Consider the following 24,064-nt stretch of genomic DNA (forward strand, 5'->3'; position numbering starts at 1 on the left):
TGCTCCTCCTCCCTCGTGCCGAGGCACGCTCATCCAGCGCTCTGCGCGCCATTGCGATAGGCCACCTCGGATTGCCGTCTTCGGCAGGAATTCGGCGTTGCGCGCCACGGCCGCCCGGATGTCGCCCCCCTTGTCCGCCCGGCGCGACGTTCAGCGGGCGGCACGCAGCCGGGCTTACCGCGCGGGCCGCGCGCTCGCGCGCTCGAGGCCGCGGAGGACCTCCTCGAGCGCTTCCTGGGTGATGAGACCCACATGCCGGAATACCTCCCGGCCCCCTGCGTCCAGGACGACGACGCTCGGCACGTGGTGCAGCCCGGCGAAGGGCCCCTCTCCGGCGATCGTCGGGGCGTCCGCGAGCGCGACCGGGTACGGGAGCCTGAGCGCCGCGACGAATGCCTCGACGAGCGGCCGGTTCTCGCTCGCCTCGAGGACAAGGAGCGCCGCGTTGACGCGCGGCGTGTGATCGCGGAACAGCCCCGCGAGGAACCGCGCCTCCGCCTGAGACGCCACATCGTAGGTCGCGACGAAGCCGATCACGCTGAACCTGCCCGAGAGCGACCCGGTCGAGAGCTCGCGGCCGTCGAGGGTCTCGTACGAGAAGCTCCGCACCGGGCCGGGCGCCGGGGCCGCCGCGGCGACCGGCGGCCCCGCCGCTGGCTCCCGGACGGCGTCGCCGCCCCCGCCGCAGCCGATCGCGATCAGCAAGAGCGGCGTGCAGACCGGCGCGAGCGGCCTCATGGCAGCGGATCGCCCTCCAGGTGCGCGTCGAAGAGATCGGCGCAGAGCTGCAGCGAGGGTGGGAGCTCGGCGCCCTTGCGCTGCTGCGCCAGGACGGCATGGCACAGCTCCTCGATGACCAGCTTGATCGGCGTGGCCTCGAGCTGCGCGCCGTCGAGCAGGATCCCCGGACCCGGCGCGTCCTCCGCGCGGACGATGGGATCGTGCCGCGCCCAGGCGATGCCATCCTCGGGGAGATAGCGGCACCAGAGCACCCGGACGAAGCGCAAGTAGAGCGGCGTCACGAGCGCCACCACGCGATCGCCCCCCGCGGCGACGCCGCGCAGCGCGAAGCCGCTCGCCGGACGCGGAGCGCGCTCACCTTCCCCGATCGCGACCTCGATCCGCTCGCGGCGCCCGGCGTCGCTCTCGACCGACAGGAGCGGGGCATAGATCGCCACCGCAGGGACCTGCAGCTTGGGCGCGTCTTCCGCGAGGACGTCGAGCCACGCCTCGCGCGCCTCGGGGCCGAGCTCCCCGTACACGTGGGCTGCAGCGATGGCAGCCTCGGCGTCGGTCGCGAGCGCGGCGAGCCACTCCCGCCAGGCAGCGAGGATGCGCGGGTCGAGCAGCGCGCCCGACGGCGCGGGTAGGCCCTGCGCCGCTCCGTCTTGAGCGGCAGCGTCCAGCGAGGGCTCCTCGACGAGATCGACCGAGCTCGGGTCGCGGCGCTCCGTCATGCCACCCTCAGCGCAGCGCGTCGCGGCGACGCGCCCCGACGTCGCGCTCGAGATCGAGCAGGAGCTCGGCGAGCTCGTCGCCCCGACCGAGCGGCGCCGCGAGCGTGAGCTCTCCGCCGCGATCCGCGAGCAGGAGCGCGACGCCGTCGCTCGCCTCGACGATGCTCTTCACGAACACGACGTCCGCTGGATGGACAAGGACGTGCTGCACCAGCATCCCGGCGCTCGCATCCGCGATCGAGAGGGGGCCGCGCGCGGGCCCGAGCTGCCCCGCGGCCCCCGAGGGGTGCCCGCCGGCCGGAGACGCGGATGCGACTCGCCTGGAATTGCTGTCGTTCCGGCCCATGGACGGCGGAGCTAAGCACCGCTCGCCGGAGGGATCCAGCGGGCACACCCGGCGGGGATGGCCAGCCTCCTCGCCGCGTCAAGATGCCGCGTCCCTCCCTCGATCCGCGGGCGCCGTGGCGTTCTCGAGCCCGCCAAAGCGCAGCGAGATCGTCGGGCCGCTCACCTTCACCCCTCCATGATCCGCGCCCGCGGCTCGCCGGCGGCGCCATCGGGAGCGTGACGGGCCGCGGGCCCGAACCAGACGAGAACCGACGAGAGTCGACGAGAGCCGCCGCCGCGAGCCGGGGCGGACGGGCTCTGGGGCCCACGGCGCGCACGAGGATCGCCGCGCGGGGCGAAAGCGCCGCGAGGGGCGCTACACTCCCGCCGATGTCAGCCTCACGAGCCTGCAGCGAGCGAATGGAGGAGCGCCGCGAGACGTGCCCGGCGCCGCAGCCGAAGACCGCCGTCGACGACGACGAGCGCGAGCACGACGAGAACGACGAGAACGACGGCAAGCTCGTCGACCTGCCGCCGCTCGGGCACGACGAGGAAGAAGGGGGCGACGAGGGCTTCGACGACCTCCTGCAGACGCTCGACGACGCGGAGCAGGGGCTCGACGACGCGAACGCGAGCGACCTCGAGATCGGCGTCGAGCTCGCCCTGGACGACAGCGGGACCGGGGAGGACGAGCCCGCGGAAGAAGGCGTCGATGTCGGGGCGCTCCACGAGGGGATCGCGGACGCCGACGCGGGCTCGTGGCTGTCCGATGAGGCCGTCGAGCAGAGCGACGCCGAGCAGGACGATCTCGACGATCACGGCGGGGCGCACGGCGACGACGGCGGCGCGGAAGGGACGGGAGACGACCCGGCGGACGACGTGGACGAGGGGGAGCTGCCGGCGCTCGACGCGGACCAGGACGGCGCCTACGAGGGCGAAGATCTGCTCGCAGAGCTGCCCGATCTCCCGGACGACCAGGCCCCCGTCTGGGATGCGCTGCCCTGGGTCGTCGTCGAGGACGCGGGCGCCGCCGTCCCGTGCAGCACGCTCGCGGTGACCGGCGGCTACGTCGTCGCGGGCAGCGCCGGCGCAGAGCCCGGGCTGACGGGCGAGCCCGCCGCGCGATCGGGAGGCCGCCCGCGCCGCGCGGAGCGAGCGGGCGCCGATCGCGGGACCGTGCTCGTCGTCGACGCGGGGGCGCTGTCCGCGCGCCGCGCCGGCATCGACACGTCGGCGTCCTCTATCGCTCTGTCGGACAGCGCGATCCTCATCGCCACGCGCCGCGGCAACCTGCTGCGGAGCGACGACCGGGGGAAGAGCGCGAGCCCGCTCGGCGCGTGGGGCTCGGGCGGCGCGCCGGTGACGCTCGCGACGACGCCGGGGCGCTTGTGGGTGCTGGCCGGCAAGACGCTGTGGTCGCCCGCGGCCGGCGCGGTCGTCCCGCCGCCGGAGACCGGCTCCGCGGCCACGGGCTCGCCCCGCCGCGACGGCGGGCCGACGCCGTCGAAGGGCGCGCTCTCCCTGACGCCCGGGCCCGCGCTGCGGGACGGCGTGCTCCGGATGAGCGCGAGCGAGGGGGTGATCGTGGCGCTCACGAGCGCGGCCGAGGGACCGCAGCTCGAGCGGCTCCGCGGCGACGACGAAGGCTCGCCGGTCGTGCCGCTGTCCGGGGCGGCGCGGCGCGCGGCCGAGGCCGACGACTGCCGGCTCGCAGCGGCGGCCGGCGGTCGCTCGATCGCGATCTCCGGCGCCGGGCTCCTCTGCGTGTCGCGCGACGGCGGCGAGACGTTCCGCGTGCTGGAGGGGCTCGCTATGGTCGTCGCCCTCGCCTTCGCGGGCGACCACAAGGCCTCGCCGCTGCTCGCGCTCGTCGCCCGCGAGGGCGAGCGTCGGGCGCAGCTCGTCCACGTGCCGTCGAACGCCGCCCCGACGCTCGTCGCCGAGCTCGGGGCGACGCCCCCCGGCGCCCCCGAGGAGGAGGCCGCGTCGATCGGACCTGCGGCGATCGCCTGGGACGCGTCGCGCGAGATCGTGTGGGTCGCGTGCTGGGCGGGGCTCGTCGCGCTCACGCGACAGAGAAAGCACTGACGGTCGTCCTCCGCCTCGCGAGCGCCGGCTCGCCGCGCTCACGCGTCGCTCGCCGAGCGCTGGCGGCGCGCTCAGCCGCCGACGAACGACGCGTGCAGCAGGCGCTGCGCGGCCGCGACGTCCGCGGCGTCGACGAGGGCGCCGAGGCGCAGGGGGCCCGCGACCGTGAACCGCGGCGCGATGCCGGCGCGCCCGAGGACCTCGACGAAGCGCGCGAGCGGCTCCGCCGTCGCGGAGAGCCCGTCGCCGACGACGCTGACCGCCGCGAGCCCCTCGACGAGCTCGAGCGACGGCAGCAGCGCGGCGAGCTTTCGCCTGGCCCCCTGCCACTCGGGCACGTTGAGAAGCGGGATCACGAGCGCGCCGCCGCCGTGACCGAAGGAGAGATCCCGGAAGCCCAGCCCCAGCTCGCCTGCCGCGCGGAGGACCTCGTCGAGCCGGAGCCCGCCGTGAGCCCGCGCGAGGACGACGTTGCCCTCGGCGACGATCGCGCGCGCCGCGAGCGCCTTCGGCGCCGAGCCCGGCGCGAACCGGCGCACCACCGTCTCCCGCGCGCCGGGGCCGGTATCGAAGGTCGACCGCGCGTACAGGGCCACGCCGGATCGCCGCGCCCACTCGACCGCCTGGGCGCAGACGACCTTCGCGCCGCACTCGGCCATCTCCTGGAGGACCGCGCAGTCGAGCTCGGGCAGGTGGCGGGCGTCCGGGACGACCCGCGGGTCGGCCGAGTACACGCCGTCGACGTCGCTGTAGATCTCGCAGCGCTCGGCGCTGAGCGCCGCCGCGAGCGCGACGGCCGTCGTGTCGGAGCCCCCGCGGCCGAGCGTCGTGATCTCACGGCGGTAGCTCATCCCCTGGTAGCCGGCGACGATCACGATGCGACCGCGGGCGAGCTCGTCCTCGATGCGGAACGGGCGTACCTCGATGATCCGCGCGTCGAAGTGGCGATCGTTCGTGAGGATGCCGGACTGGGAGCCCGTGAACGAGATCGCCTCGAAGCCCCGCGCCTGGATGGCGATCGAGAGGAGCGCCATCGAGACGCGCTCGCCGGTCGAGAGCAGCATGTCGAGCTCGCGCCGGGGAGGATCCGCGGCGGCGCTCGCCGCCTGCCGGGCGAGCGCGAGCAGGCCGTCGGTCGTCTTGCCCATCGCGCTGACCACGACGACGACGTCGTTGCCGGCGCGCTTCGCGGCGACGACGCGCTCGGCCACCTTGCCGATCCTGTCGACGTCGGCGACCGATGAGCCGCCGTACTTCTGCACGATGATCGGGCGGCCCGCCTTCGCGGGCGAGGCGCCCGGCTCGCACGGCGAGCCCTCCTGCTGGGCGCGGTTCGACGGCTGCTCGGCCATGCTGCACCTCCAAGCGCTGCGCGCGCTGCGCAAGAGCTCGGGCTATCACGGGCGCGGCGCGCGGGCCAAGCGCGCGGCTCGCCGCGAGGGCGCGGGCCGCGAGGGAGCGATCAGGCGAGCTCGCTCTGGAGCAGCATCTCGTAGAGCTCCGCCTCCGAGGCGCGCCCCTCGGCCCGCGCCCTCACGGCGAGCCGCGCGAGCACGCTGCGCCGCCGCGGCGCGACCTCCTGGCGGACGGCGTCGTCCCCCTCCTCCATCCGCGCTGAGAGCAGGGCGAGGAGATCGAGATCGCGACCGAGCCGCTCGAGCGCATCGGCGAGCGCCATCGCCACCGCCTGATCGGCGGGATCTGCGCGGAGCCGATCGGCGAGCCGCTCGGCCAGGAGCTCGTCGTCAACGCCGAACGCGCGGGCCAGCGGCACCTGCCCCTCCGCCAGCGTGACGCTGCTGGGGATGGGCGCCGTCAGGTCGGTCGACGTGTCGGTACCATCGAGCGTGGGCATCTCGTCGATGATCCCGGGGTCGATCGGCGCTGTCTTGGGCGGCGCGGCCTTGGGCGGGGCGGCCGGCGCGCGGGGGCCAGGGGGAGGCTTGTTCGGCGACGGGGCGACCACCACGGGCTCGGGCGGGAGCGTGCGCCGGCGCGGGGCGGCGACGTGGACCTCGATCCGCTGCTCGGCCGCGCTGGGCCGCTGGACCGGGACAGGGGGCGCCGCCGGGGCAGGCGCGATCGGCCGCGCGATCTCGCCGGAGACGCGGCGGAACGCGGCGGTGATGCCCGGATCGCGCGGCCGGAGGCGCAGCGCGAGGCCCAGGTGGCGCTGCGCCGCGAGGAGATCCCCCCGGGATCGCTCCTCGATCTCGGCGGCCTCGGCGAGCAGGGCCGCGACGGCGGCGGCGCCGTCGCCGAACGGCGCTCCCCTCGCGCGAGCGGGGCCCGCGTCGTCGGCGCGGCCCTGGAGGGCGAGCTCCACCGCGTCGCGCAGCCGCCCGAGCGCGACCGACGCTCCGCCGAGATCGCCGAGCCCGGCGCACCAGCGGCCCTCGAGCAGCCGCGCCTCCAGCGCCTCCGGCACGCCGGGCGGGACGCCCCGCACGCGCGCGATCGCCGCCGGCAGATCCCCCGCGATCTCCGCGAGGCCGCGGCCGAGCTCCAGGTCGAGCGCGCACGCGGGCGCGCCGCTGCGCGCGGCGAGGGCGCGCGCCCGGGCGAGGAGGTCGAGCGCGCGCCTCCCCTCCCCGGCGGCCCGCAGCGAGCGCGCCAGGCCCGCGACGACGTCGGGGCTCTCCGGCGCGTAGCGCAGCGCCCGCTCGAAGAGCACCCGCGCGTCGGCGACGTCGCCCCGCGCGAGGAACGCCTCCGCGGCCCTGCGAGACACGGCGTGGCGCGCCTCGGCGCCGCGCGCGGAGGCCTCGAGGTGCTCGGCGTCCGCGAGCGCGGCGCGCACGTCCGCGACGTCGAGCCGCGCGTCGAGCCGCGCCCACCGCAGCGCCTCGATCCCGGGCGCGCGCGCGACGCCGAGGTTCAGCGCGTCGAGGCGCACGTCGACAGCGTCCGCGAGCGCCGCCGCGCGCAGCCACGCGAGCGCGGCGAGCGGGCCGTAAGGCTCGGCGTGCGCGGCGCGGGCGAGCGCGGAGAACGCGCCGTCGCGATCGCCGACCGCCTCGAGGAGCGCGCCGCCGAGGAGGCCGGCGTCCACGGCGGGCATGGCGTCGACGACGGTCGAGAGGGCCCCCTCGGCGCGCTCGCCGATCACGAGGTCGAGCCAGGCGAGGCGCGAGGAGATCTCGGGGTGCCGCGGGGCGCGCTCCAGCGCGGCGAGGTAGGCGCGGCGCGCCTCGTCGAGCCCGCCCGCGGACGCGAGCTCGTCGGCGGCGCCTGCGAGCTCGGCCACCTCGAGCGCCCTGATCGCGCGGTCGCCAAGCGCGGGAGGCGCCGCGCCCAGCGCGCCCTCGGCGCAGAAGCGGCCGGCCTCCGCGCTGACCACGGCCCACTGCACCCCCTCCACCGCGGGCGCCCTCGCGCCCGCCGCGGGCAGGAGCAGGCGGACGATCCGCTCGACCGCGGCGTCCAGAACGATCGCGCCCTCGACGAGGCGCCCGTGCGCGCCCGCCATCATCGACAGCGCCTGGAGCGCGAGCGCGTGCGGCGGGGCGGCGAGGCCGATGCCGCGGGCGCGCTCCGGCAGGAGCCTGAGCGCGCGCTCCGCCGGGGCCACGGCGACGTCGAACGCGAGCGCCGTCTCGCCGGATCGCAGCGCGACCAGCGCGCCGTCCTCGATGGGCGCGATGATGAGCTGCGGCGCGCCGTCGCCGAGGAGGCCTCGGAGCCGCGGCGCGGCCCAGCCGGCGAGCTCGGTCCCCTGCGCCTCGACGGAGAGCCGGACGAGCTGGCCGCGCCGGTGCCGGAAGCGCGCCACGCCGCCGGAGAGGTCGACGGGGAACCGGATCCCGGCGAGCCGCACCACGAGCTCGGTGACGCGGAGCGGACCGAGCGCGAACGGCTCCCCGAGCTCGATGGCGAGCGCGCCCTTGCTGACGGCGAGCCGGAGGACAGGACGGTCGTCGGGCGGGCGCGGGGCCGCGCCGCCGCCGGGCGCGAGCGCGCGGATCGACGGCGCAAGGCCCAGCGCGCGCGCCGACCGGCCGCGCCTCTGTCCAGCAGCCATACCCGCCAAGGGTATCAACCCGGCGGCATTTCAGGCGAGTTCACGGCGATCGCGCCGGACGAGGCGCGGCGGGGCGGGTCAGACGTCGCCCTTGGCGAGCTTGTCCTTCATTTTCTGGATGAGCGCCGGGAACCCATCCTTCTTGATGATCTTCGTGAACTGGGCGCGGTAGCTCCCCACCAGGCTCACGCCCTCGGTGACGATGTCCTGCACGAGCCAGGCGCCCCCCTTCTGGGAGAGCTTGAAGGCGATCTCGACCGGCTCCTCGCGCGCGTCCTTCTTGGAGACGGCCTTGGTCTTGACCGTCATGACGCCCTTGCTGTCGGTCTCGCCGAGGTACTCGACGTTGAAGTCGAGCGTCTTCTTCAGGTTGCGCTCGTAGGCCTTGCGCACGAGCTGCTTGAGGAGCTCGCTGAACTGCTTCTTCTCGGCGTCGGTCCGCGCGGCCCACTCGCCGCCCAGCGAGGCCTCCGCCAGCGCCGAGTAATCGAGCATCTCGTCGAAGACCGCGCCCACCTTCTTCTGGTTCTCGACCCCCCCCTTCTTCAGGAGGTCGAACAGGGCCGTCTGCCTGGCCTTGACGACGTCCGTCGCCGGCCCGGCGCTGGCGAGGCCCACCGGGCCGAGCGTGAGCGCGAGCAGCGAGAACGCCGCCGCGAAGAGATGGTTCATCCTACGTGTCACGTATGGTTCTCCTTCTATGCCTGCGGGCCGCGAGCGCGCCTCGGGACGCTTCTACTGCTCACCCTGTCCTTCGGCAAACGGCATGGCAAACGGCCTGCCAGGTCGGACGCAGGCCCCGGTGGCCCGGCGACGTCGCATCCCTGCTCTCCATGAACACCGCGAAAAGAGACAGCAATCCGCCTGCACTGGCCCGCTTCCCAGGGGCAGACGGCGGCCTTCGCGGCCTATTCACGCGCGGAGGCGGGCTCGGCCGCGATCTCTCGGCCGGGCGCTCGGGAGAAGCCGCGCGCGGCGGCGGCGCGAGGCGTGAACGGAGCGCCACGCGTCCCCTGTGACGATGACGACGCAGCGGGCGCGATCGTGGGGCGAGCTCCGCGTCAGCCCGCCGGACGCGATCGTGGGGCGAGCTCCGCGGCGACGGCGAGGCGCTCGGCGTGGCCTGCGTCGGATGGCCGATCCGGGATCCTCACCCGGAACGCGGTGCCCTCGCCCTCGCGGCTGTCCACCTCGATCGCGAAGCCGTGGTCGTCGAGGATCCGCTTCACAACGGCCAGGCCGATGCCCATGCCGTGCGTGCGGGTCGTGAAGAACGCGTCGAAGAGGCGATCGCGGGCGCCCGCGGGGATGCCTCGCCCCTGGTCGCGGATCTCCAGGAGCCACGCGCTCGCGTCGCGCCAGAGGCGCACGGTCACGACGGCGCCCGCGGAGCTCGCCTGGATCGCGTTCCGCACGAGGTTCCAGACGACCTGGCGCATCTGGGCTGCGTCGGCGGTCACGGGCGCGGACGACGGCCCATCGAAGCGGACCTCGACGTCGACGCCGCGGCCCGAGCGCCCCGCGAGCACGACGACGTCGCGCGCCGTCGCCGAGAGGTCCACGCCCTCGAGCGTGGGCACCCGCGGGCGCGACAGATCGAGCATGTCGCCCACGAGGTCGTTGAGGCGCGCGGTCTCGCGCTCGATGATCTCGCAGAGCTTGCGGTCCTCGTCGGAGAGCGTGCCGCCCGTGCGGAGGAGCTCGATGGATCCGGCGATCGAGCCGAGCGGGTTCCTGATCTCGTGGGCCAGCCCCGCGGCGAGGCGGCCCAGCGCCGCGAGCCGCTCGGCCTGCTCCGCCCGCGCGGTGGCCTGCACGAGCCGGCCGCCCGTCGCGCGCAGCCGCTCCGCCAGGTAGCTCGCGAGCAGCGTGACCACCACGATCGCGAGCAGGTTGACGAACATGGGGTACCGCAGCTCGCCCCACTGCGTCGCGTACGCCCCGGCGGGCTGGTCCGGCGGCACCCCGACGAGGTGCAGCCCGAGCGCCGCGCACAGGACGAGGTACGCCGCCGCCCCCGACGCCGCGGCGACGATGGCGCCGGGGAGCCCGAGGAGGATCGCCCCCGTGAGGCAGGTGAGGCCGTAGAGCGACGTCGCGCCGCTCGAGGCGCCGCCGGTGATGTACACGAGCGCGGTCCAGGTGATCTGATCGGTCACGAGCTGCGCCCGCGCGATCGGCCGGAGGGCGCGGTTCATGCGCAGGAACACGGCGTAGATGCCGGAGACGCCGTACGCGGTGGCGACCGTGACCAGCGCGACGTTGCTGGAGAAGCTCCCGGGGGTGAAGCCGCCGAGGTACACCGCCGCGGTCACGACGAGGAAGACCGTGAGCACCGCGAGGCGCAGCGCGATGAGCCAGGTGAGCCGGCTCGCGAGCGGCGCCTCGGCGCTGGCGGGAGCGCCGGACGGGAGCAGCATCGCCGGCGTCGAGAGGCGGGCGTCGCGCGACGGCCCGGCCTCGGCGTGATCTCGCGGCGCCCCGGCCTCGGCGCCCGGGCTCGCCGGGGAGGCCGCGGGCGACATCACTCCGCCTTGATCTTGCCGGCGAGATCGAAGATCGGCAGGTACATCGAGATGAGCACGACGCCCACCATGCCGCCGACGATCACCATGAGGAGCGGCTCGAGCAGCGACGTCAGCGCGGCGACGGCGACGTCGACCTCCTCTTCATAGAAGTCGGCGATCTTGTTGAGCATGGTGTCGAGGGCGCCGGTCTGCTCGCCGACCGCGACCATCTGCACGACCATGCCAGGGAAGACGTTCATCTCGCCGAGCGGCTCGGCCATGTTCTTCCCTTCGGAGATCTTCTGGCGGGAGTACATGAGGCCCTCCTCCACGACGACGTTGCCGGCCGTCTTCGCGACGATGTCGAGCGCGTCGAGGATCGGCACGCCGGAGCCGAGCAGCGTGCCGAGCGTGCGCGAGAACCGCGCGACGGCGATCTTCTGCATGACCGGGCCGATGATGGGGAGCCTGAGGATGAGGCGGTGCACCATCCGCTTGCCGGCCGGCGAGCGGTAGAAGTAGGTCGCGCCGAAGGCCGCGGCCGCGGTCAGGACGACGATGAGCGGGAGGTAGGTGACGAACGTCTTCGAGACCGCGATGACGATCTTCGTGAGCTGCGGGAGCGCGTCCTTCGCGCCGAACTCCGCGAACATCGTCTCGAACGACGGGATGACGAACGACATCAGCACGATCATGACGACGACCATGATCACGATGACGGCGATCGGGTACGCGAGCGCGCCGCGCACCTGGCGCGCGAGCTTCACGCGCTTCTCGATGTAGATCGCGAGCCGGTTCAGGATGCTGTCGAGGATGCCGCCCACCTCGCCGGCCTGGACGAGGTTGACGAACAGGTCGTCGAAGATCTTCGGGTGGCGCCGGAGCGCGTCGCTGAACGTGGCGCCCTGCTCGACCGTGTTCTTGATGTCCTTCAGCGCCGCCTGGAAGACCTTGTTCGGCTCCTGGTTCGAGAGGATCTCGAGGCACTGGACCAGCGGGAGGCCCGCGTCGATCATCGTCGCGAACTGGCGGATGAACTTGACGAGGTCCTTCGCCTCGACGCCCGAGCCGAAGTTCAGGTTGAGGCTGAACTGCGCCCCCTTCTTCTTGACTCGGGTGGGGTTGAGCTGCTGAGCGCGGAGGCGGTTCTGCACCGCCGCCTCGTTCTCGGCCTCCATGGTGCCCTTCCGGATCTCTCCGGTGCGGCCGCGCGCCTCCCAAACGAACTCCGCCATAGTGCTCCCGGTCTTCTCCCTGGTCCACGACGGGCGAGCCGACGCGCCGGGGCGGCCCCGCCTCGGGGAGGCCAGGATAAAGTTCCAGGCGGTCCAGGGTCAAAGACGGTGGGGCGTTCTCTGATCCGGTGGGCGGGGCGACGCGACGGGGAAGGGAGGGGGGAAAGAGAAGAAGGGAGAGGGCGCCGCGCCGAGCGGCACGCGCCGGCGGGGGTCTCCGCGCGGCGGGGGCGGGCGGGCGCTCGGCCATCCGCCAAGACCGGAGCGGGAGAGCTTGCGCTGAGAACACCGCCCGGCATGTCTCCCTTCGGGCCCTGCCACCTGGAACGTTTCGTCGCGCGCCACACAAGGCGCGCCAGAGACGCCGCGCCCACTGAGACCGGATGGCACCTCGGTCGGTGCTCGCCGCGCCCACCCGCCCCCGCCGCGCGGAGACCCCCGCCGGCGCTCACCTCGATCCAGCCCTCGCGCTTCCATCAGAGCGGGTGGCCCTGAGACATGGGCCCGGATCGCCGGGGCTCACACACGGACACGAGGGTGTGCCATTTGGACAGGGGGGTGGGTCATCAAGACATGAGGGTGTGCCATCTGGACAGGGGGTGGGTCATCAGGACATGAGGATGTGCCATCTGGACGGGATGATGGGCCATCTGGACACGAGGGGTGCCGCACGGACATGGCACAGGTTCGCCCGTACGAACCAGGCCGCCAGCACGGGATGATGCGGTGGCTCCCGCTGTCCGGAGAACGGAGCGTCCAATCCGGATGGGTCGACACCAGACGGCGAAGCCGTCGAGCGTGGCCGCTGCGAGAGCTAGCTGTGCCCGCGCTCCGCCACGTAGCGGACCGCGCCGTGCACCTCGCGGAGGAGCGCGCCTTGACGGCGCTCGACGCGCACGAGCTCCTGGTGGCCCTCCCACGCGCCGACCGGCGCGACGAGGACACCCCCGTCGCTCAGCTGCGCCTCGAGCGCCGTGGGAGGCTCGGTCAGCGCGTACGTCACCGCGACCTTCCAGGGCCGCTCCGACGACGACGTCGGGCAGCGCGCGAGCACGCGCTCGGCGAGCGAGCGCCCGTCGCCGCACAGCAGCGTGACGCCCGCGCCCTCGTCGGACGGGCCGGCGGCGCTGGCCACGAGCGCCTCGTCGCCCTCCTGGCGATCCAGCCGCGCGCCGAGCAGACGGACCGCGCGCGCGTGCAGCACGGGGTCGATCTCGATCGAGGCGACGTGCCCGGTCGGGCCGACGATGCGCCGCGCGAGCGCCGCCCCGTAGCCGGTGCCCGTGCCGAGCTCGAGCAGGCGATCGCCCGGGCCGAGATCGAGCAGGCTGTACGTGAGCAGGTACGCGTGCGGCGCGCTCACGGTCGCGTGCCCCGCGCGGTCGAGCGGAAGCGGGGTGTCGTCCGCTGACGCGGCGAGATCCTCCGGCAGGACGAAGCGCTCGCGCGGCACGAGCAGGATCGCGTCCAGGTAGTGGGCGAGGAACTCGAAGCGGCGCGCGAGCTCCGCCACGAGCGGCGCCCGCGCAACACGCCCGGCCTCGGCGAGCTCGACGTCGCACGCGATGGCCGCGTCGAGCCGCTCGGGGACCGGCTCCCAGCGATCGGGCCGGCGATCGTCGTACCTCGCCGCGAGCGCGGCGAGCGGCGCGACGGCGGCGCGTGTTTCGGTGCCCACGGGAGAAGCCACGGGGAGATCCTGAAGCAGGACCGGCCGTGCGGCTCGGTTTTTCGGGGAGCGCGTCGCGATTGTCCATGCGTCGTCCGGCTCATCCGCCGAGCCATCCGGCCGGCCACCAGAGCTCGTTTGACACGGGCGCCCTGCCCTCCTCATCCTCGGCCATGACCCCCGTCGATCTCACGGCGATCGCAGCGCTCGCGATCGAAGCGCATCGGGCCGCGCCGTGCGCGTGCGTCGCAGCAGCCGTGCGCACGCGAGACAACGTCCGGTACGGAGCGGGCGCCGCGGGACGCTTGTGGCTGGAAGATAGCCCGCCGGCAGGCGCCGGCGGCGCGACGCCGGCCGCGGCGACGGGTGATGCGATCTTCGATCTGGCGTCGGTGACGAAGCCGTTCACCGCGCTCGCGTTCGCCCGGCTCGCCCGCGCCGGCAAGGTGAGGTTCGACGAGCCGCTCGGGCAGGTGCTGCCAGAGCTCGCCGGTACGCGGTCGGCGCGCGTGCCGCTCGAGCTCCTCGCCGCCCACCGCGCCGGGCTCGAGGCGCACCGACCGCTCCATCCGCCCGGCGACGACGCGCCGATCGATCCCCTCGGCGCGCTGCTGGCCTGCGCGAACGGGCGCCGCGCGGAGTGCGAGGGCGATCCGCCCGCCGGCGGGTTCCCGCCGGTGTACAGCGACCTCGGGTACCTGCTGCTCGGCGCAGCGGTCGCGCGGCGCGGCGAGGCCGAGCTCGACGAGGTCGTCGCGCGCGAGGTGACGGGCCCCCTCGGGCTCGCGGTCGCGCCGGTCCGCGCGCTCCGGCGGCGCGATCCGCGGTTCGACGAGCGGGTCGTCCCCACCGAGGACGTCGCGTTCCGCGGGGGCATGATCCGCGGCGCGGTGCACGACGACAACGCGTGGACGATCGCGCGCGACGGGATGGCCGGGCACGCGGGCCTCTTCGGCGACGCCATGTCCGTGGCGCGGCTCGGGGTCGCGCTGCTCGAGGCGCTCGCGGGCGAGCGCCCGGAGTGGCTCTCGCGCGACGAGGTCCGGCGGCTGATCGCGCCGCGCCCGGGCGGGTCGCTGCGCGCGGGGTTCGACGGCAGGAGCGGCGAGAGGCCGAGCTCCGGCGCGCGCTTCGGCCCGCAGACCTTCGGCCACCTCGGCTTCACCGGGACGAGCCTGTGGATCGATCCGGAAGCGGAGCTCGTCGGCGTGCTGCTCACGAACCGCGTCCACCCGACGCGCGCCTCCGACGCGATCCGTCGCGCGCGGCCCGCCGTCTATGACGCGATCGCAGAGACCATGGCGCGGGCGCGATGACGCGAGGACGGATGGCGCGCCGCATCGCTCCCGCGTTTTCGCGGGCCGGCGCGGAGCGATGCTAGGCTGCCGCGGTGTCACACGGCGCCGTCCCCGAAGAGCTGGGCCCGTCCTCCGGGCTGGTTCGCTCGCCCGCAGAGCCGCCGCGCGCGCCCGGCGAGCCGCACCCCGGCATGGTCCAGCGCGAGCGCGACGACGCAGGCGGCGAGCCGCACCCCGGCGTGGTCCAGCGCGAGCACGATGCGGACGGTGCGCCGAGGCCTCCCGACGCGGGCAACGCCCCGCCGCCCGGGTCCGCCAGGGCGCCGCGGCGCGCGCAGACCCCCGCCGCGACGCCGAGCTCGCTCCGCCAGAACGCCGCGCAGAGCGGCCGCTTCATCCGCGCGTACCTGACGACGTTCACCGTCCTCGCGAGCTACCTCTGGTTCTTCTTCCTCCGCCGCCTCTTCGGGGAGACGTGGGCGAACAACCGCGTGGACGAGGTCCACGCGAGGAACGCCCGCCGCATCGAGCGCACGATCGTCGAGCTCCAGGGCCTCTTCATCAAGGTCGGCCAGATGCTCAGCATCATGGCGAACTTCCTCCCCGCGACGCTGCGCGCGGGGCTCGAGGGGCTGCAGGACCAGGTGCCGCCGCGCCCCTACGAGGAGATCGAGGCGCGCATCGCCGAGGAGCTCGGGCGCCCCATCGGCGAGGTCTTCGCCCGCTTCCACAGGGAGCCGCTCGCGAGCGCGTCGCTCGGCCAGGTGCACGAGGCGTGGCTCATGGACGGCACGCGCGTGGCCGTGAAGGTGCAGCACCGCGACATCGACGAGATCGTCCGCCTCGACCTGCGCACCATCCGCCGCATCATGGCGATCGTCGCGCAGTTCGTGCCCGTGCAGGGGCTCGACGCCTACCACCACCAGATCCGCTCGATGATCCTGGAGGAGCTCGACTTCGTGCGCGAGGCCAGGAACATCGTGCGCATCGCCGACAACTTCGCGAAGCAGCCGCAGGTCCGGTTCCCCCGGCCCATCGAGGCCTACTGCACGCGCCGGGTGATGACGACGACGTTCGTCGAGGGCATCAAGGTCGGCGACGTCGCGGCGCTCGACGCGCACGGCGTCGACCGCAAGGCGCTCGCGCGGCAGATCGTGCAGGTCTTCTGCCAGCAGATCTTCATCGACGGCATCTACCACGCGGATCCGCACCCGGGGAACATGCTGGTCGGGCCGGGCGGGGAGCTCATCCTGCTCGACTTCGGCGCGGTCGCCGAGCTCTCCCAGGAGATGCGCGAGGGCATCCCCGAGTTCCTCGAGGCGGTGATCCGCCGCGACACGGAGGGGATCATCAAGGCGCTGCGCAAGATGCGCTTCTTCTCGCGGCGGGACGCCGTCGACGTCAGCGAGAAGGTCGTCGAGTTCTTCCACCAGCGCTTCCAGGACGAGGTGAAGCTCGAGTCGTTCAACCTGAAGGACATCAAGCTCGACCCGCAGAAGGGCATCGAGAGCCTGATCGACCTCCGGCGCATGAACATCGGGCTGAAGGAGCTCTCCGGCGCGTTCCACGTGCCGCGCGACTTCGTGCTGCTCGAGCGCACCCTCCTCCTCCTGACCGGCGTCTGCACGCAGCTCGATCCGGACCTGAACCCGATGGACGTCGTGCGCCCCTACCTGCAGGACTTCGTCCTCGGCAGCCGCGACTGGGCCCAGATCGCCCTCGAGGCCGCGAAGGACATGGGGATCAAGGCGCTGACGATCCCGGACGACCTGCGCAAGTACCTCACGCGCGCGAACCGCGGCGAGGCCGAGGTGAAGATCCGCGGCCTCGCCCAGGCCGCGTCGCTCGTCTATACGGGGGTGCGCCAGCTCATCTACGCGGCGCTCGCGATCGCCGCGGGCTTCGCGGGGCTAGAGCTGTACCTGGCTGGCCAGGCGGCGCTCGCGCGCTATTGCCTCTACGGCGCCGCTGCGGCCGGGGCGCTGCTCGCAGGGAGCCTGCTGTTCACGAACCGAGGGTGACGACACGCCATGAGCTCGATCGATCTGTCCCAGTACGAGGCCGACGTCGCGGCCGCCGAGGCCGAGGTGACGCGGATCAGGGAGGAGAACGCGGAGCTCGCCGAGGAGTACCGCGGCGCTCCAGCGGAGGACGCGCGCGAGATCCTCCGCCGCGGCGCGGCGTCGCTCGCCGCCGCGCGCGACCGCTGCGAGGCGGCACGCGTCGCGCTGAAGCTCGCGCAGACGACGGGCTCGCCGCACGGGCTGCTCGCGAAGGGCGGGGTCGTCGCGGGCTCGGTGGCCGTCGCCATCCCCGCCGGCTCGTCGAGCAGCGAGCGGGCCCGCCTCGTCGAGGAGGCGCTCTCGGTCGAGCTCGCCGGCGCCGCGCGCGACCTCGGCGTGGTGCTCGCCGCGCCCGCCGAGCGCTACACGCGCGAGCGCCCCGGGCGCGACGCGGAGGGGCGCACCATCCTGGACGTCTCCGGCCACGTGGAGGGCGACCTGCTGATGCCCGCCGTCTCCAAGGCGGCCAAGAACGCGCGCAGGAGCTGAGCGCGGCGCACGAGCCGAGCGCCGCGCACGCGAGCCGAGCTCCTCGCATGCTCCACGCGCTGTGCTCCGCGCGCTGTGCTCCGCGCCGCGGCGCTCAGGCCTTGAACGCGGCGATGATCGCCGCGGCCCGCTCCTCGACGCGCGCGCGGAGCGGTGCGAAGCGCGCGTCCGCGCGCGCGCCGTCGAGCACAGCGCAGCGCTGCATCCAGAAGGCGTCGAAGAGCCCCGCGTCCACCGCGCCGGCGAGCACGCGGAAGAGCGCGTCGTCCTCGCCGAGGAAGGCGAGGATCTCGGCGTACATCTGGAAGAAGAGCGGGCGCAGCCGGCTGCCCGGCTCGGAGCTGTCCGCCTTCGCGCTCAGGAACGCCCGCTGCTCGTCCGAGAGCCGCGACGTCGCGAGCACGTCGCGGTAGATGCGCGCGTACTGGATCGGGATGGTCTCCGTCGCGAGCGGCAGGTCGTCGATGGAGAACGCGGCGCCGCGCCACAGCCCGAAGCGGGCGCGCATCACCGCCTTGTGAAAGCGGCTCGACGGGTCCTCCGCCGGCAGGTCGAGCAGCACGCCGGCCGCGGGCCAGTCGCCGAGCAGCGCGCGGCCGCGCGCCAGCTCCCAGCGCGGGAACGGCTCGCTCGGATCGAGCGCCAGCGCCGTGTCGAGCCGGAACATCGCCTCGTCGACGAGCCCCGCCTCGAGGAGGATGCGGCCGAGCAGCTCGTGCGCCTTGGCCAGGCTCGGCGCGCACTGGAGCGCCTTGCGCAGCGCCGGGACGGCGCCGACCGGATCGCCCGCGCTGAAGCGGACCGTGGCGAGGGCCACCCACGGCTCGCCCAGCGCGGGGGCCAGCGCGATCGCGCGCTCGGCGGCCTGCTGCGCCTTCGTGAACTGCGCCGCGCCTTCGCCCCGCGCGCCCATCAGCCGCGCGAAGGCGATCGCGTAACCGGACAGGATGCTCGGATCGTTCGGGGAGAACGACAGCGCCTCCTCGAAGAGCGCCACGGCCGGCGCGGCATCCCCATACCAGAGGCGACGCATCTGGTGGCGCGCGCGCAGGTAGAGATCGATCGCGCGCGGGTCGCTCGGCGACTCGCGCTCGCGGCTCGCGGCGTCGACGGTGAGCGCCGCGGCGATCGCGCCCGCCGCGTCGTCGCTCACCGTGAGCAGCGCCTCGGGGGAGCTGTCGAACCGCTTCGCCCAGAGCTGAAACCCGTCCTCGACGCCGATGACACGCACGGTCACGCGCACGCCGCCAGGCGGCATGCGCGACCCCGGCCGCGAGTACGGCGCAGGGGGCTGCGAGCGCGGCCCATCGGGCCCGTAGCCGCCGCCGCCGGTGCGGCGGATCGATCCCTCGACGACGACCTGCACGCCGAGCTCGCGGCCGACATCCCTGGGATCGCGGCCGTCGAGCCGCACCCGCGAGACCGCGGCGCGCGGCCGGACCTTGAGGCCGGCGGTCATCGACAGGGTGTCGGTGAGGTCCTCGGTGAAGCCGTCGGCGAGGTACTCGTCGTCCGGCGCGCCGACGTTGCGGAACGGGAGCACGGCGACCGTCTTCAGCGACGACGTCGGCGCGGGCGTGGGCACGGGCGCCGCCAGCGTGGGCGAGTTGAGGCGACGCTGCGGCGCCGTGACCTCCTCGACCGGCGCCGCGGCGACCCGGGTCGGGTTCTGCTCGATCGGCTGCGGCGCCGTCGGCGCGGCCGTGGCGGCGGACGCGGCGATGGCGGACACGAGCGACTGCGCCGGCTGCGGCGCGATCGACAGGCGCGAGCGCGCGAGCAGGAGCGCGCGGTGGGCCTCGGCCGCGCTGGCGTAGCGATCCTCCCGGCGTATCGCCATGCACCTCAGCACGACGTCCGCGACGGCGAGGGGCACGTCCGGACGGACGGAGCGCGGGTCGGGCGGCGGAGACTTCAGCCTGGACATGGCGGCTGCGATCGCGCCGGCGCCCGGCCACGCGCGGCGGTGGGTGAGGCACTCGAAGAGGATCATGCCGAGCGCGTAGATGTCGGTGCGCGCGTCGAGGTCGGGCTCGCCGGTCAGCTGCTCCGGCGACATGTACGCGGGAGAGCCGAGCACGAAGCCCTGCGATTCGCCGGCGCTCGGCCCGGACGAGGCGCGCGCGATGCCGAAATCGGTGATGACGACGCGCCCGTTCCTGTCGATGAGCACGTTCTCGGGCTTGAGGTCGCGGTGCACGATGCCCGCCGCGTGCGCGGCGCCGAGCCCGTCGCAGAGCGAGCAGCCGATGCCGATGGCCTGCTGCGACGGCATCGGGCCCGTCCGCGCGAGGACGCTGTGCAGCGACTCGCCCTCGACGCACTCCATCGTGAGGAACTTCTCGCCGTCGTGGTCGCCGAAGTCGAACGTCCGCGCCACGTTCCTGTGCGTGACGCGGCGCGCGAGCTTCACCTCTTGCCGGAAGCGCTCGAGCATGCCGGCGGAGTCGGCGAGATCACGGCGGAGCATCTTGAGGGCGACGATCTCGTCGAGCTCCACGTCGCGGACGCGGTACACGCTGCCCATGCCGCCGGTGCCGAGCAGGCCGAGGATCTCGTAGCGCCCGGCGATGCGCTGTGGCGCCGCGACGAAGCCAGACCCATGGCTCGGCTCGCTGCGCGGCTCGGCGCGGGGCGTCGGCTCGGAGGCCGTAAATCGCCTGTCGCTCACCCGCTCAGTCTACCCACGCTGAAGGGCAGAAGTCAGCGCGAGCGAACCACCGGACAGAAAACATGAAATTCGCCGCGTCCCGCTCACCTCGACATACCTTCTTCCCGCTTCCGCTCCTGGCGTCGCTCCGTTATATGTATGCGCTCCGCGGGTGGATGAATGCAGCATCGCACCAAGCATGAGCCGTCGTCCTCGCTGCTGGAGGTGAGCCTCGATCCGGGCGAGGCGCTGCTCGCGGAGGCGGGCGCGATGGTCGCGCGGTCGCCGAGCCTGCGGACGGAGGTCCGGCTCAACGCGGGCCGCGGGGCCGGGCTGCTCGGGCGGCTCAAGGCGTTCCTCGTCGCGCTGCTCCGGAAGCTCGCGGGGGGCGAGACGTTCTTCGTGAGCTGGATCGAGGCGCCGGAGGGCGGGTGGGTGTGGCTTGCCCCGCCGCTCAGCGGCGGCATCAAGCACGTCCGCCTCCAGGGAGAGACGCTGCTCTTCAGCGCGGGCTCGTACCTCGCGAGCGCGGGCGACGTCGACGTCAAGGTGCGCTGGGGTGGGCTGCGCGCCATCCTCGCGCGGGAGGGCGTCTTCTTCATCGAGGCCTCCGGCGTCGGGGATCTCTGGATCACGAGCTACGGGGCGATCGAGGAGCTCCCCTGCGACGGGTCGCTCGTCGTGGACAGCGGGCACCTCGTCGGGTTCGACGCGTCGCTGGCGCTCAAGATCAGGAGCCCTGGCGGCGGGCTCACGGGCCTCATGGTCTCTGGCGAAGGCGTGGTGTGCGAGCTCTCGGGCACCGGCCGCGTGCTGATCCAGTCGCGCAGCGCCGGCGCGCTCGTGGGGTGGCTCGCGCCGCTGCTCCCGCCCTGAGGGAGCGGCGGAGACGTCCGATGCAGGTGAATCTCCTCTACCGTCCCTCCCAGGCCCTCGCGCAGTGCTGGCTCGACCCGGGCGAGCGCGTGTTCGCGGAGAGCGGCGCGCTCGTGGGCATGTCGACGAACGTGCGCGTGGAGACGCAGTCGGGCGGCATCATGTCGGGCTTGAAGCGGATGCTGGCCGGAGAGTCCTTCTACAGGAACGCGTTCGCCGCGGAGGGCGGGCGCGGAGAGGTGCTGTTCGCGACACCGCTGTCCGGGGACATGGCCGTGCTGGAGGTGGGTGACAGGCAATGGTGCGTCCAGAGCAGCGCCTATGTCGCGTCCAGCCCCGATGTCGACGTGAGGACGCGCTCTTCCGGCCTGCGCGGCTTCTTCTCGGGGGCGGGGCTCTTCGCGCTGGAGACCGCGGGGCACGGTCAGATGATCATCGGCGCGTTCGGCGCGCTCGAGGAGCTCGAGGTGAGAGGCCACGTCGTCATCGACACGGGGCACATCGCAGCGTGGGAGTCGACGCTCGCCTGCCGGATCGGCAAGAACACGTCGACGTGGCACGGCACGTGGCTCTCGGGCGAGGGCCTCGTCTGCCACGTCGAGGGGAACGGCAGCCTGTGGGTCCAGTCGCGCAACGCCGGCAGGTACGGCGCGGCGATCGGCGCGCGGCTCGCCCCGCGGCAGCCCTAGAGATCGGGGGACGGCGTGCGCGACGAGATCCGAGGCAACCCCGAGTTCGGCGTGCTCCACGTGACCTTCGAGCACGCCGGCGAGCAGATCGTCGCGGAGAGCGGCGCGATGGTCGCGCGCGACCCGGCCATCGACGTGAAGACCAGCCTGCAGGGCGGGCTCGCCAGCGCGCTCAAGCGCAGGATGACGGCCGGAGAGAGCCTCTTCCAGGACACCTTCACGGCGACGGCGCCCATGCAGTCGATGCGGCTCGCGCCGGCCCCCGAGGGCTCGATCGAGCGCCTCGTGCTGCGCTCGGGCATGGAGGTGTTCCTCCAGTCGGGCGCCTATCTCGCCTCCACGCCCGGCATCACGCTCGACACGACGTGGCAGGGGGCCAAGGGCTTCTTCGCCGGCGGCCTGTTGCTGATCAGGGCGTACGGCGAAGGGCTGATCTGGTTCTCGAGCTACGGCGGTATCCACGCGATCGACGTCGGCCGCCAGCACGAGGGATATCTCTGCGACAACACCCATCTGCTCGCGTTCACGGAGGGCCTGAGGTATCAGGTGCGCAAGCTGGCCGGCCTGAAGGGCCTGTTCCTGTCCGGCGAGGGGCTCGTCTGCGAGTTCCGCGGGCACGGGAGGCTCTGGCTGCAGACCCGGAACCCGGGGGCGCTCTCGGCGTTCCTCCATCCGTTCCGGCCCGTGGGCGGCGGCCACTAGCTCCGCCCGCCAGAAGGCCGGCCAGTCCTTCCGGGCTCGCCGCGCGGGCGGGCGGCCTGCCTGGCCCGCCCGGCGCTCGCTGCGCGCGTGCCCCGGCGCGCGCCTCGGAGCCGCGCGCATGCCCCCTGCGCGCGCGAAGGTCCGAGGAACGCTCGTGGATTTCGGCGCCGGCGACGGCGCGGTCCCGGCCGCCCGCCGTGGGCCGGCGCGCCGTCATTGCCTTCCCGGAGGCGGACTCGCTAAAGTAGTCCCGCCTCGCTGAGGAGGCTCGTACGGCGAGCGGTGGTTGCCACGGATCCACAGGGGCTCGCGGGGCGAGCCTGGCCCCGCCTGAGTACCCCGAACCCGCTATGTGGAAGCTGACGATCGAGGATGACGAGGGGAAACAGACGGGGCTCCCCCTCGCCCATGAGGAGTACGCGCTCGGACGCGGAGAGTCGAACTCGATCCGGCTGACCGATCGCAACGTCTCGCGCACCCACGCCACGCTGGCCAAGAACGGCCAGGGCTGGCTCATCCGGGATCTCGACAGCTACAACGGCACGTACGTCAACGGCGGGCGCGTCCAGGGCGAGCAGCACCTGCGCCACGGCGACCTCGTGCAGCTCGGCGACTACCGCATCGAGATCGTCGATGAGGCGCTCTCGTCCGCCGTGACGAGCCCGACGCCGCCGCCGGGCAGCCGCAGCACGGCGCACCTGCCGCTCCACACCCGCCCGAACCGGCTCGTCATGGTCGTCGGCCCGACCCCCGGCGCGGAGTTCCCGCTCGACGGCGAGCGCTTCACGATCGGGCGCTCCGAGGACGCGACCATCTCGATCAACCACAGCTCCGTGAGCCGCCTGCACGCCGAGCTCATCAGCCTCGGCAGCGGCCGCTACGAGGTCGTCGACAAGCAGAGCGCGAACGGCGTGCGCATCAACGGCGTCGAGCTCAAGCGGGGCCTGCTCGAGGCGGGCGACGCGCTCGAGCTCGGCGACGTCCGCCTCCGCTTCGTCGCTGCAGGCAAGATCTTTCGCGCGGGGCCGGACGGCGGGCCTGGCGTGGCGCCGGGCGCCTACGGGAGCGTGGCCCCTTCCGCGCAGTCGTCCCGCTCGCTCGGCGGGGCGAGCAAGGCGATGGGGCTCCTGCTCGCTGTCGCCTTGATCGTCGTCATCGCCGTGATCGTGGCCACGCGCGCCCGGTCGCACGGGTCGACGACGCCCGAGCCGGACGTGAGGCCCGCGGCGCCGGCGCTGGCGGGCAACGACGCGCAGATCCTCGACGCGGCGCAGGAGCACCTCCTCTCGGGGAACATCGACGCCGCGCACCGGAAGCTGCAGGAGATCGCCGAGACGTCGCCGGTCCGGGAGACGCCGCGCTTCAAGGAGATCGAGGAGCGCTGGGCGGAGGGGATGTTCCGGCAGGTCGAGCAGGCCGGGACGAAGGCGGAGAAGCTCGCGCTGCTCAACGAGATCGCGAAGACGACGGGCGTCCCGACGGCGCTCCGCGCGCGGGTGGCCGAGATGCGGCGGCAGGTCGACCCCGAGGCGCCGCCCGAGCCGGAGCCGGTGCCGGCGCACGTCGGCTCGCCGGCGTCCTGGCTGCCGCAGCAACCCACGCCTGCGCCTGCGCCTGCGCCTGCGCCCACGCTCTCGGCCTCGGCGCCCGCGCCCTCGGCCTCGGGCGCCGCGCCGGCGAGCTCTGCCCTCGATTCGAGCTCGTACCCCGCGCAGCGGCGGGCGCTCGAGCCGAAGGTCTGGAACGGGAAGGCGTCGGCCAGCGAGATCAAGCTGCTGCGCGCCATCTGCATCCACCAGGGCGACGCCGTCTGCCGCGACAAGGCGACCGCGGCCCTGGACAAGCTGGACAAGAAGGGCCTGTAGCCGCCGGGCGCTTCCATTCTCCTTTCCGCGTGCGTCGATGACCTCCAGGAGCAGCACCAGGGCTCACGAGCCGGCCGTCCGCGAGCCGGATGTCCGCGAGGCACACGTCCACGAGGCGCCGGAGCCTG

Annotated in this window: 18 protein-coding genes; 8 read left to right on the forward strand and 10 right to left on the reverse strand. The window is 73.9% G+C overall.

The window, feature by feature from the left end; genetic code table 11:
- Positions 1–174: 174 nt before the first annotated feature.
- Genes WMF14_RS34060 through WMF14_RS34070 form a run of 3 tightly spaced genes read right to left on the reverse strand, consistent with a single transcriptional unit; the run spans position 175 to position 1,803 of the window.
- A complete protein-coding gene (locus tag WMF14_RS34060) occupies positions 175–738 on the reverse strand; it encodes a TlpA family protein disulfide reductase (protein ID WP_437793000.1) in 564 nt (187 codons plus the stop codon).
- A complete protein-coding gene (locus tag WMF14_RS34065; RefSeq protein WP_437793001.1) occupies positions 735–1,457 on the reverse strand; it encodes a hypothetical protein in 723 nt (240 codons plus the stop codon). Before WMF14_RS34065 ends, WMF14_RS34060 begins: the two co-directional genes overlap by 4 nt.
- 7 nt (positions 1,458–1,464) lie before the next feature.
- Positions 1,465–1,803, reverse strand: a complete 339-nt coding sequence (locus tag WMF14_RS34070) for a DUF4911 domain-containing protein (RefSeq protein ID WP_437793002.1) — start codon at positions 1,801–1,803, stop codon at positions 1,465–1,467.
- A gap of 371 nt (positions 1,804–2,174) precedes the next feature.
- Here WMF14_RS34070 and WMF14_RS34075 point away from each other — a divergent pair, with 371 nt between their 5' ends.
- Positions 2,175–3,872 carry a hypothetical protein gene (locus WMF14_RS34075; RefSeq protein ID WP_437793003.1) on the forward strand — a complete coding sequence of 566 codons (1,698 nt, stop codon included), beginning with the start codon at positions 2,175–2,177 and terminating at the stop codon, positions 3,870–3,872.
- Between the two features lie 71 nt (positions 3,873–3,943).
- Here WMF14_RS34075 and WMF14_RS34080 read toward each other — a convergent pair whose 3' ends face one another.
- From WMF14_RS34080 to WMF14_RS34105, 6 genes are all read right to left on the reverse strand, one after another.
- Positions 3,944–5,224 (reverse strand): aspartate kinase, encoded by a 1,281-nt coding sequence (locus WMF14_RS34080; protein ID WP_437793004.1) that lies wholly within the window; start codon positions 5,222–5,224, stop codon positions 3,944–3,946.
- A 110-nt stretch (positions 5,225–5,334) separates the two neighbouring features.
- Positions 5,335–7,893 carry a tetratricopeptide repeat protein gene (locus tag WMF14_RS34085; RefSeq protein WP_437793006.1) on the reverse strand — a complete coding sequence of 853 codons (2,559 nt, stop codon included), beginning with the start codon at positions 7,891–7,893 and terminating at the stop codon, positions 5,335–5,337.
- Positions 7,894–7,971: 78 nt separating this feature from the next.
- Entirely contained in the window at positions 7,972–8,565 is a 594-nt protein-coding gene (locus tag WMF14_RS34090; RefSeq protein WP_437793008.1) for an MlaC/ttg2D family ABC transporter substrate-binding protein, read from the reverse strand.
- Positions 8,566–8,954: 389 nt separating this feature from the next.
- Positions 8,955–10,418 (reverse strand): sensor histidine kinase, encoded by a 1,464-nt coding sequence (locus WMF14_RS34095; RefSeq protein ID WP_437793009.1) that lies wholly within the window; start codon positions 10,416–10,418, stop codon positions 8,955–8,957.
- Positions 10,418–11,635 (reverse strand): type II secretion system F family protein, encoded by a 1,218-nt coding sequence (locus tag WMF14_RS34100; RefSeq protein WP_272095207.1) that lies wholly within the window; start codon positions 11,633–11,635, stop codon positions 10,418–10,420. The genes WMF14_RS34095 and WMF14_RS34100 overlap by 1 nt, the downstream gene beginning before the upstream one ends.
- An 814-nt stretch (positions 11,636–12,449) precedes the next feature.
- A complete protein-coding gene (locus WMF14_RS34105) occupies positions 12,450–13,325 on the reverse strand; it encodes a protein-L-isoaspartate O-methyltransferase family protein (RefSeq protein ID WP_437793011.1) in 876 nt (291 codons plus the stop codon).
- Positions 13,326–13,477: 152 nt separating this feature from the next.
- Here WMF14_RS34105 and WMF14_RS34110 point away from each other — a divergent pair, with 152 nt between their 5' ends.
- From WMF14_RS34110 to WMF14_RS34120, 3 genes are all read left to right on the forward strand, one after another.
- Complete coding sequence (locus WMF14_RS34110; RefSeq protein WP_437793012.1) at positions 13,478–14,620, forward strand: serine hydrolase domain-containing protein; 1,143 nt, start codon at positions 13,478–13,480, stop codon at positions 14,618–14,620.
- A gap of 74 nt (positions 14,621–14,694) precedes the next feature.
- The gene (locus WMF14_RS34115) at positions 14,695–16,623 is read left to right on the forward strand and encodes an AarF/UbiB family protein (protein ID WP_437793014.1); all 1,929 of its coding nucleotides are present in this window, start codon (positions 14,695–14,697) and stop codon (positions 16,621–16,623) included.
- Between the two features lie 9 nt (positions 16,624–16,632).
- Positions 16,633–17,154: a hypothetical protein gene (locus WMF14_RS34120; protein ID WP_437793016.1), complete on the forward strand. Its 522-nt coding sequence runs from the start codon at positions 16,633–16,635 to the stop codon at positions 17,152–17,154.
- Between the two features lie 94 nt (positions 17,155–17,248).
- Here WMF14_RS34120 and WMF14_RS34125 read toward each other — a convergent pair whose 3' ends face one another.
- The gene (locus WMF14_RS34125) at positions 17,249–19,825 is read right to left on the reverse strand and encodes a protein kinase domain-containing protein (RefSeq protein WP_437793017.1); all 2,577 of its coding nucleotides are present in this window, start codon (positions 19,823–19,825) and stop codon (positions 17,249–17,251) included.
- Positions 19,826–19,984: 159 nt separating this feature from the next.
- On the opposite strand from WMF14_RS34125, the gene WMF14_RS34130 reads away from it, so the two are divergent.
- The 4 genes from WMF14_RS34130 to WMF14_RS34145 all read left to right on the forward strand — a co-directional run bounded on the left by WMF14_RS34130 (position 19,985) and on the right by WMF14_RS34145 (position 23,936).
- The gene (locus tag WMF14_RS34130; protein ID WP_272095217.1) at positions 19,985–20,680 is read left to right on the forward strand and encodes a TIGR00266 family protein; all 696 of its coding nucleotides are present in this window, start codon (positions 19,985–19,987) and stop codon (positions 20,678–20,680) included.
- Positions 20,681–20,700: 20 nt separating this feature from the next.
- Positions 20,701–21,369, forward strand: coding sequence for a TIGR00266 family protein (locus WMF14_RS34135; RefSeq protein WP_437793019.1), 669 nt, complete (start codon positions 20,701–20,703; stop codon positions 21,367–21,369).
- Positions 21,370–21,384: 15 nt separating this feature from the next.
- Positions 21,385–22,071, forward strand: a complete 687-nt coding sequence (locus tag WMF14_RS34140) for a TIGR00266 family protein (RefSeq protein ID WP_437793021.1) — start codon at positions 21,385–21,387, stop codon at positions 22,069–22,071.
- Between the two features lie 350 nt (positions 22,072–22,421).
- A complete protein-coding gene (locus WMF14_RS34145; protein WP_437793023.1) occupies positions 22,422–23,936 on the forward strand; it encodes an FHA domain-containing protein in 1,515 nt (504 codons plus the stop codon).
- Positions 23,937–24,064: the final 128 nt, after the last annotated feature.

Source organism: Sorangium sp. So ce693, from assembly GCF_051521375.1.
Taxonomy (GTDB): Bacteria; Myxococcota_A; Polyangia; order Polyangiales; family Polyangiaceae; genus Sorangium; species Sorangium atrum.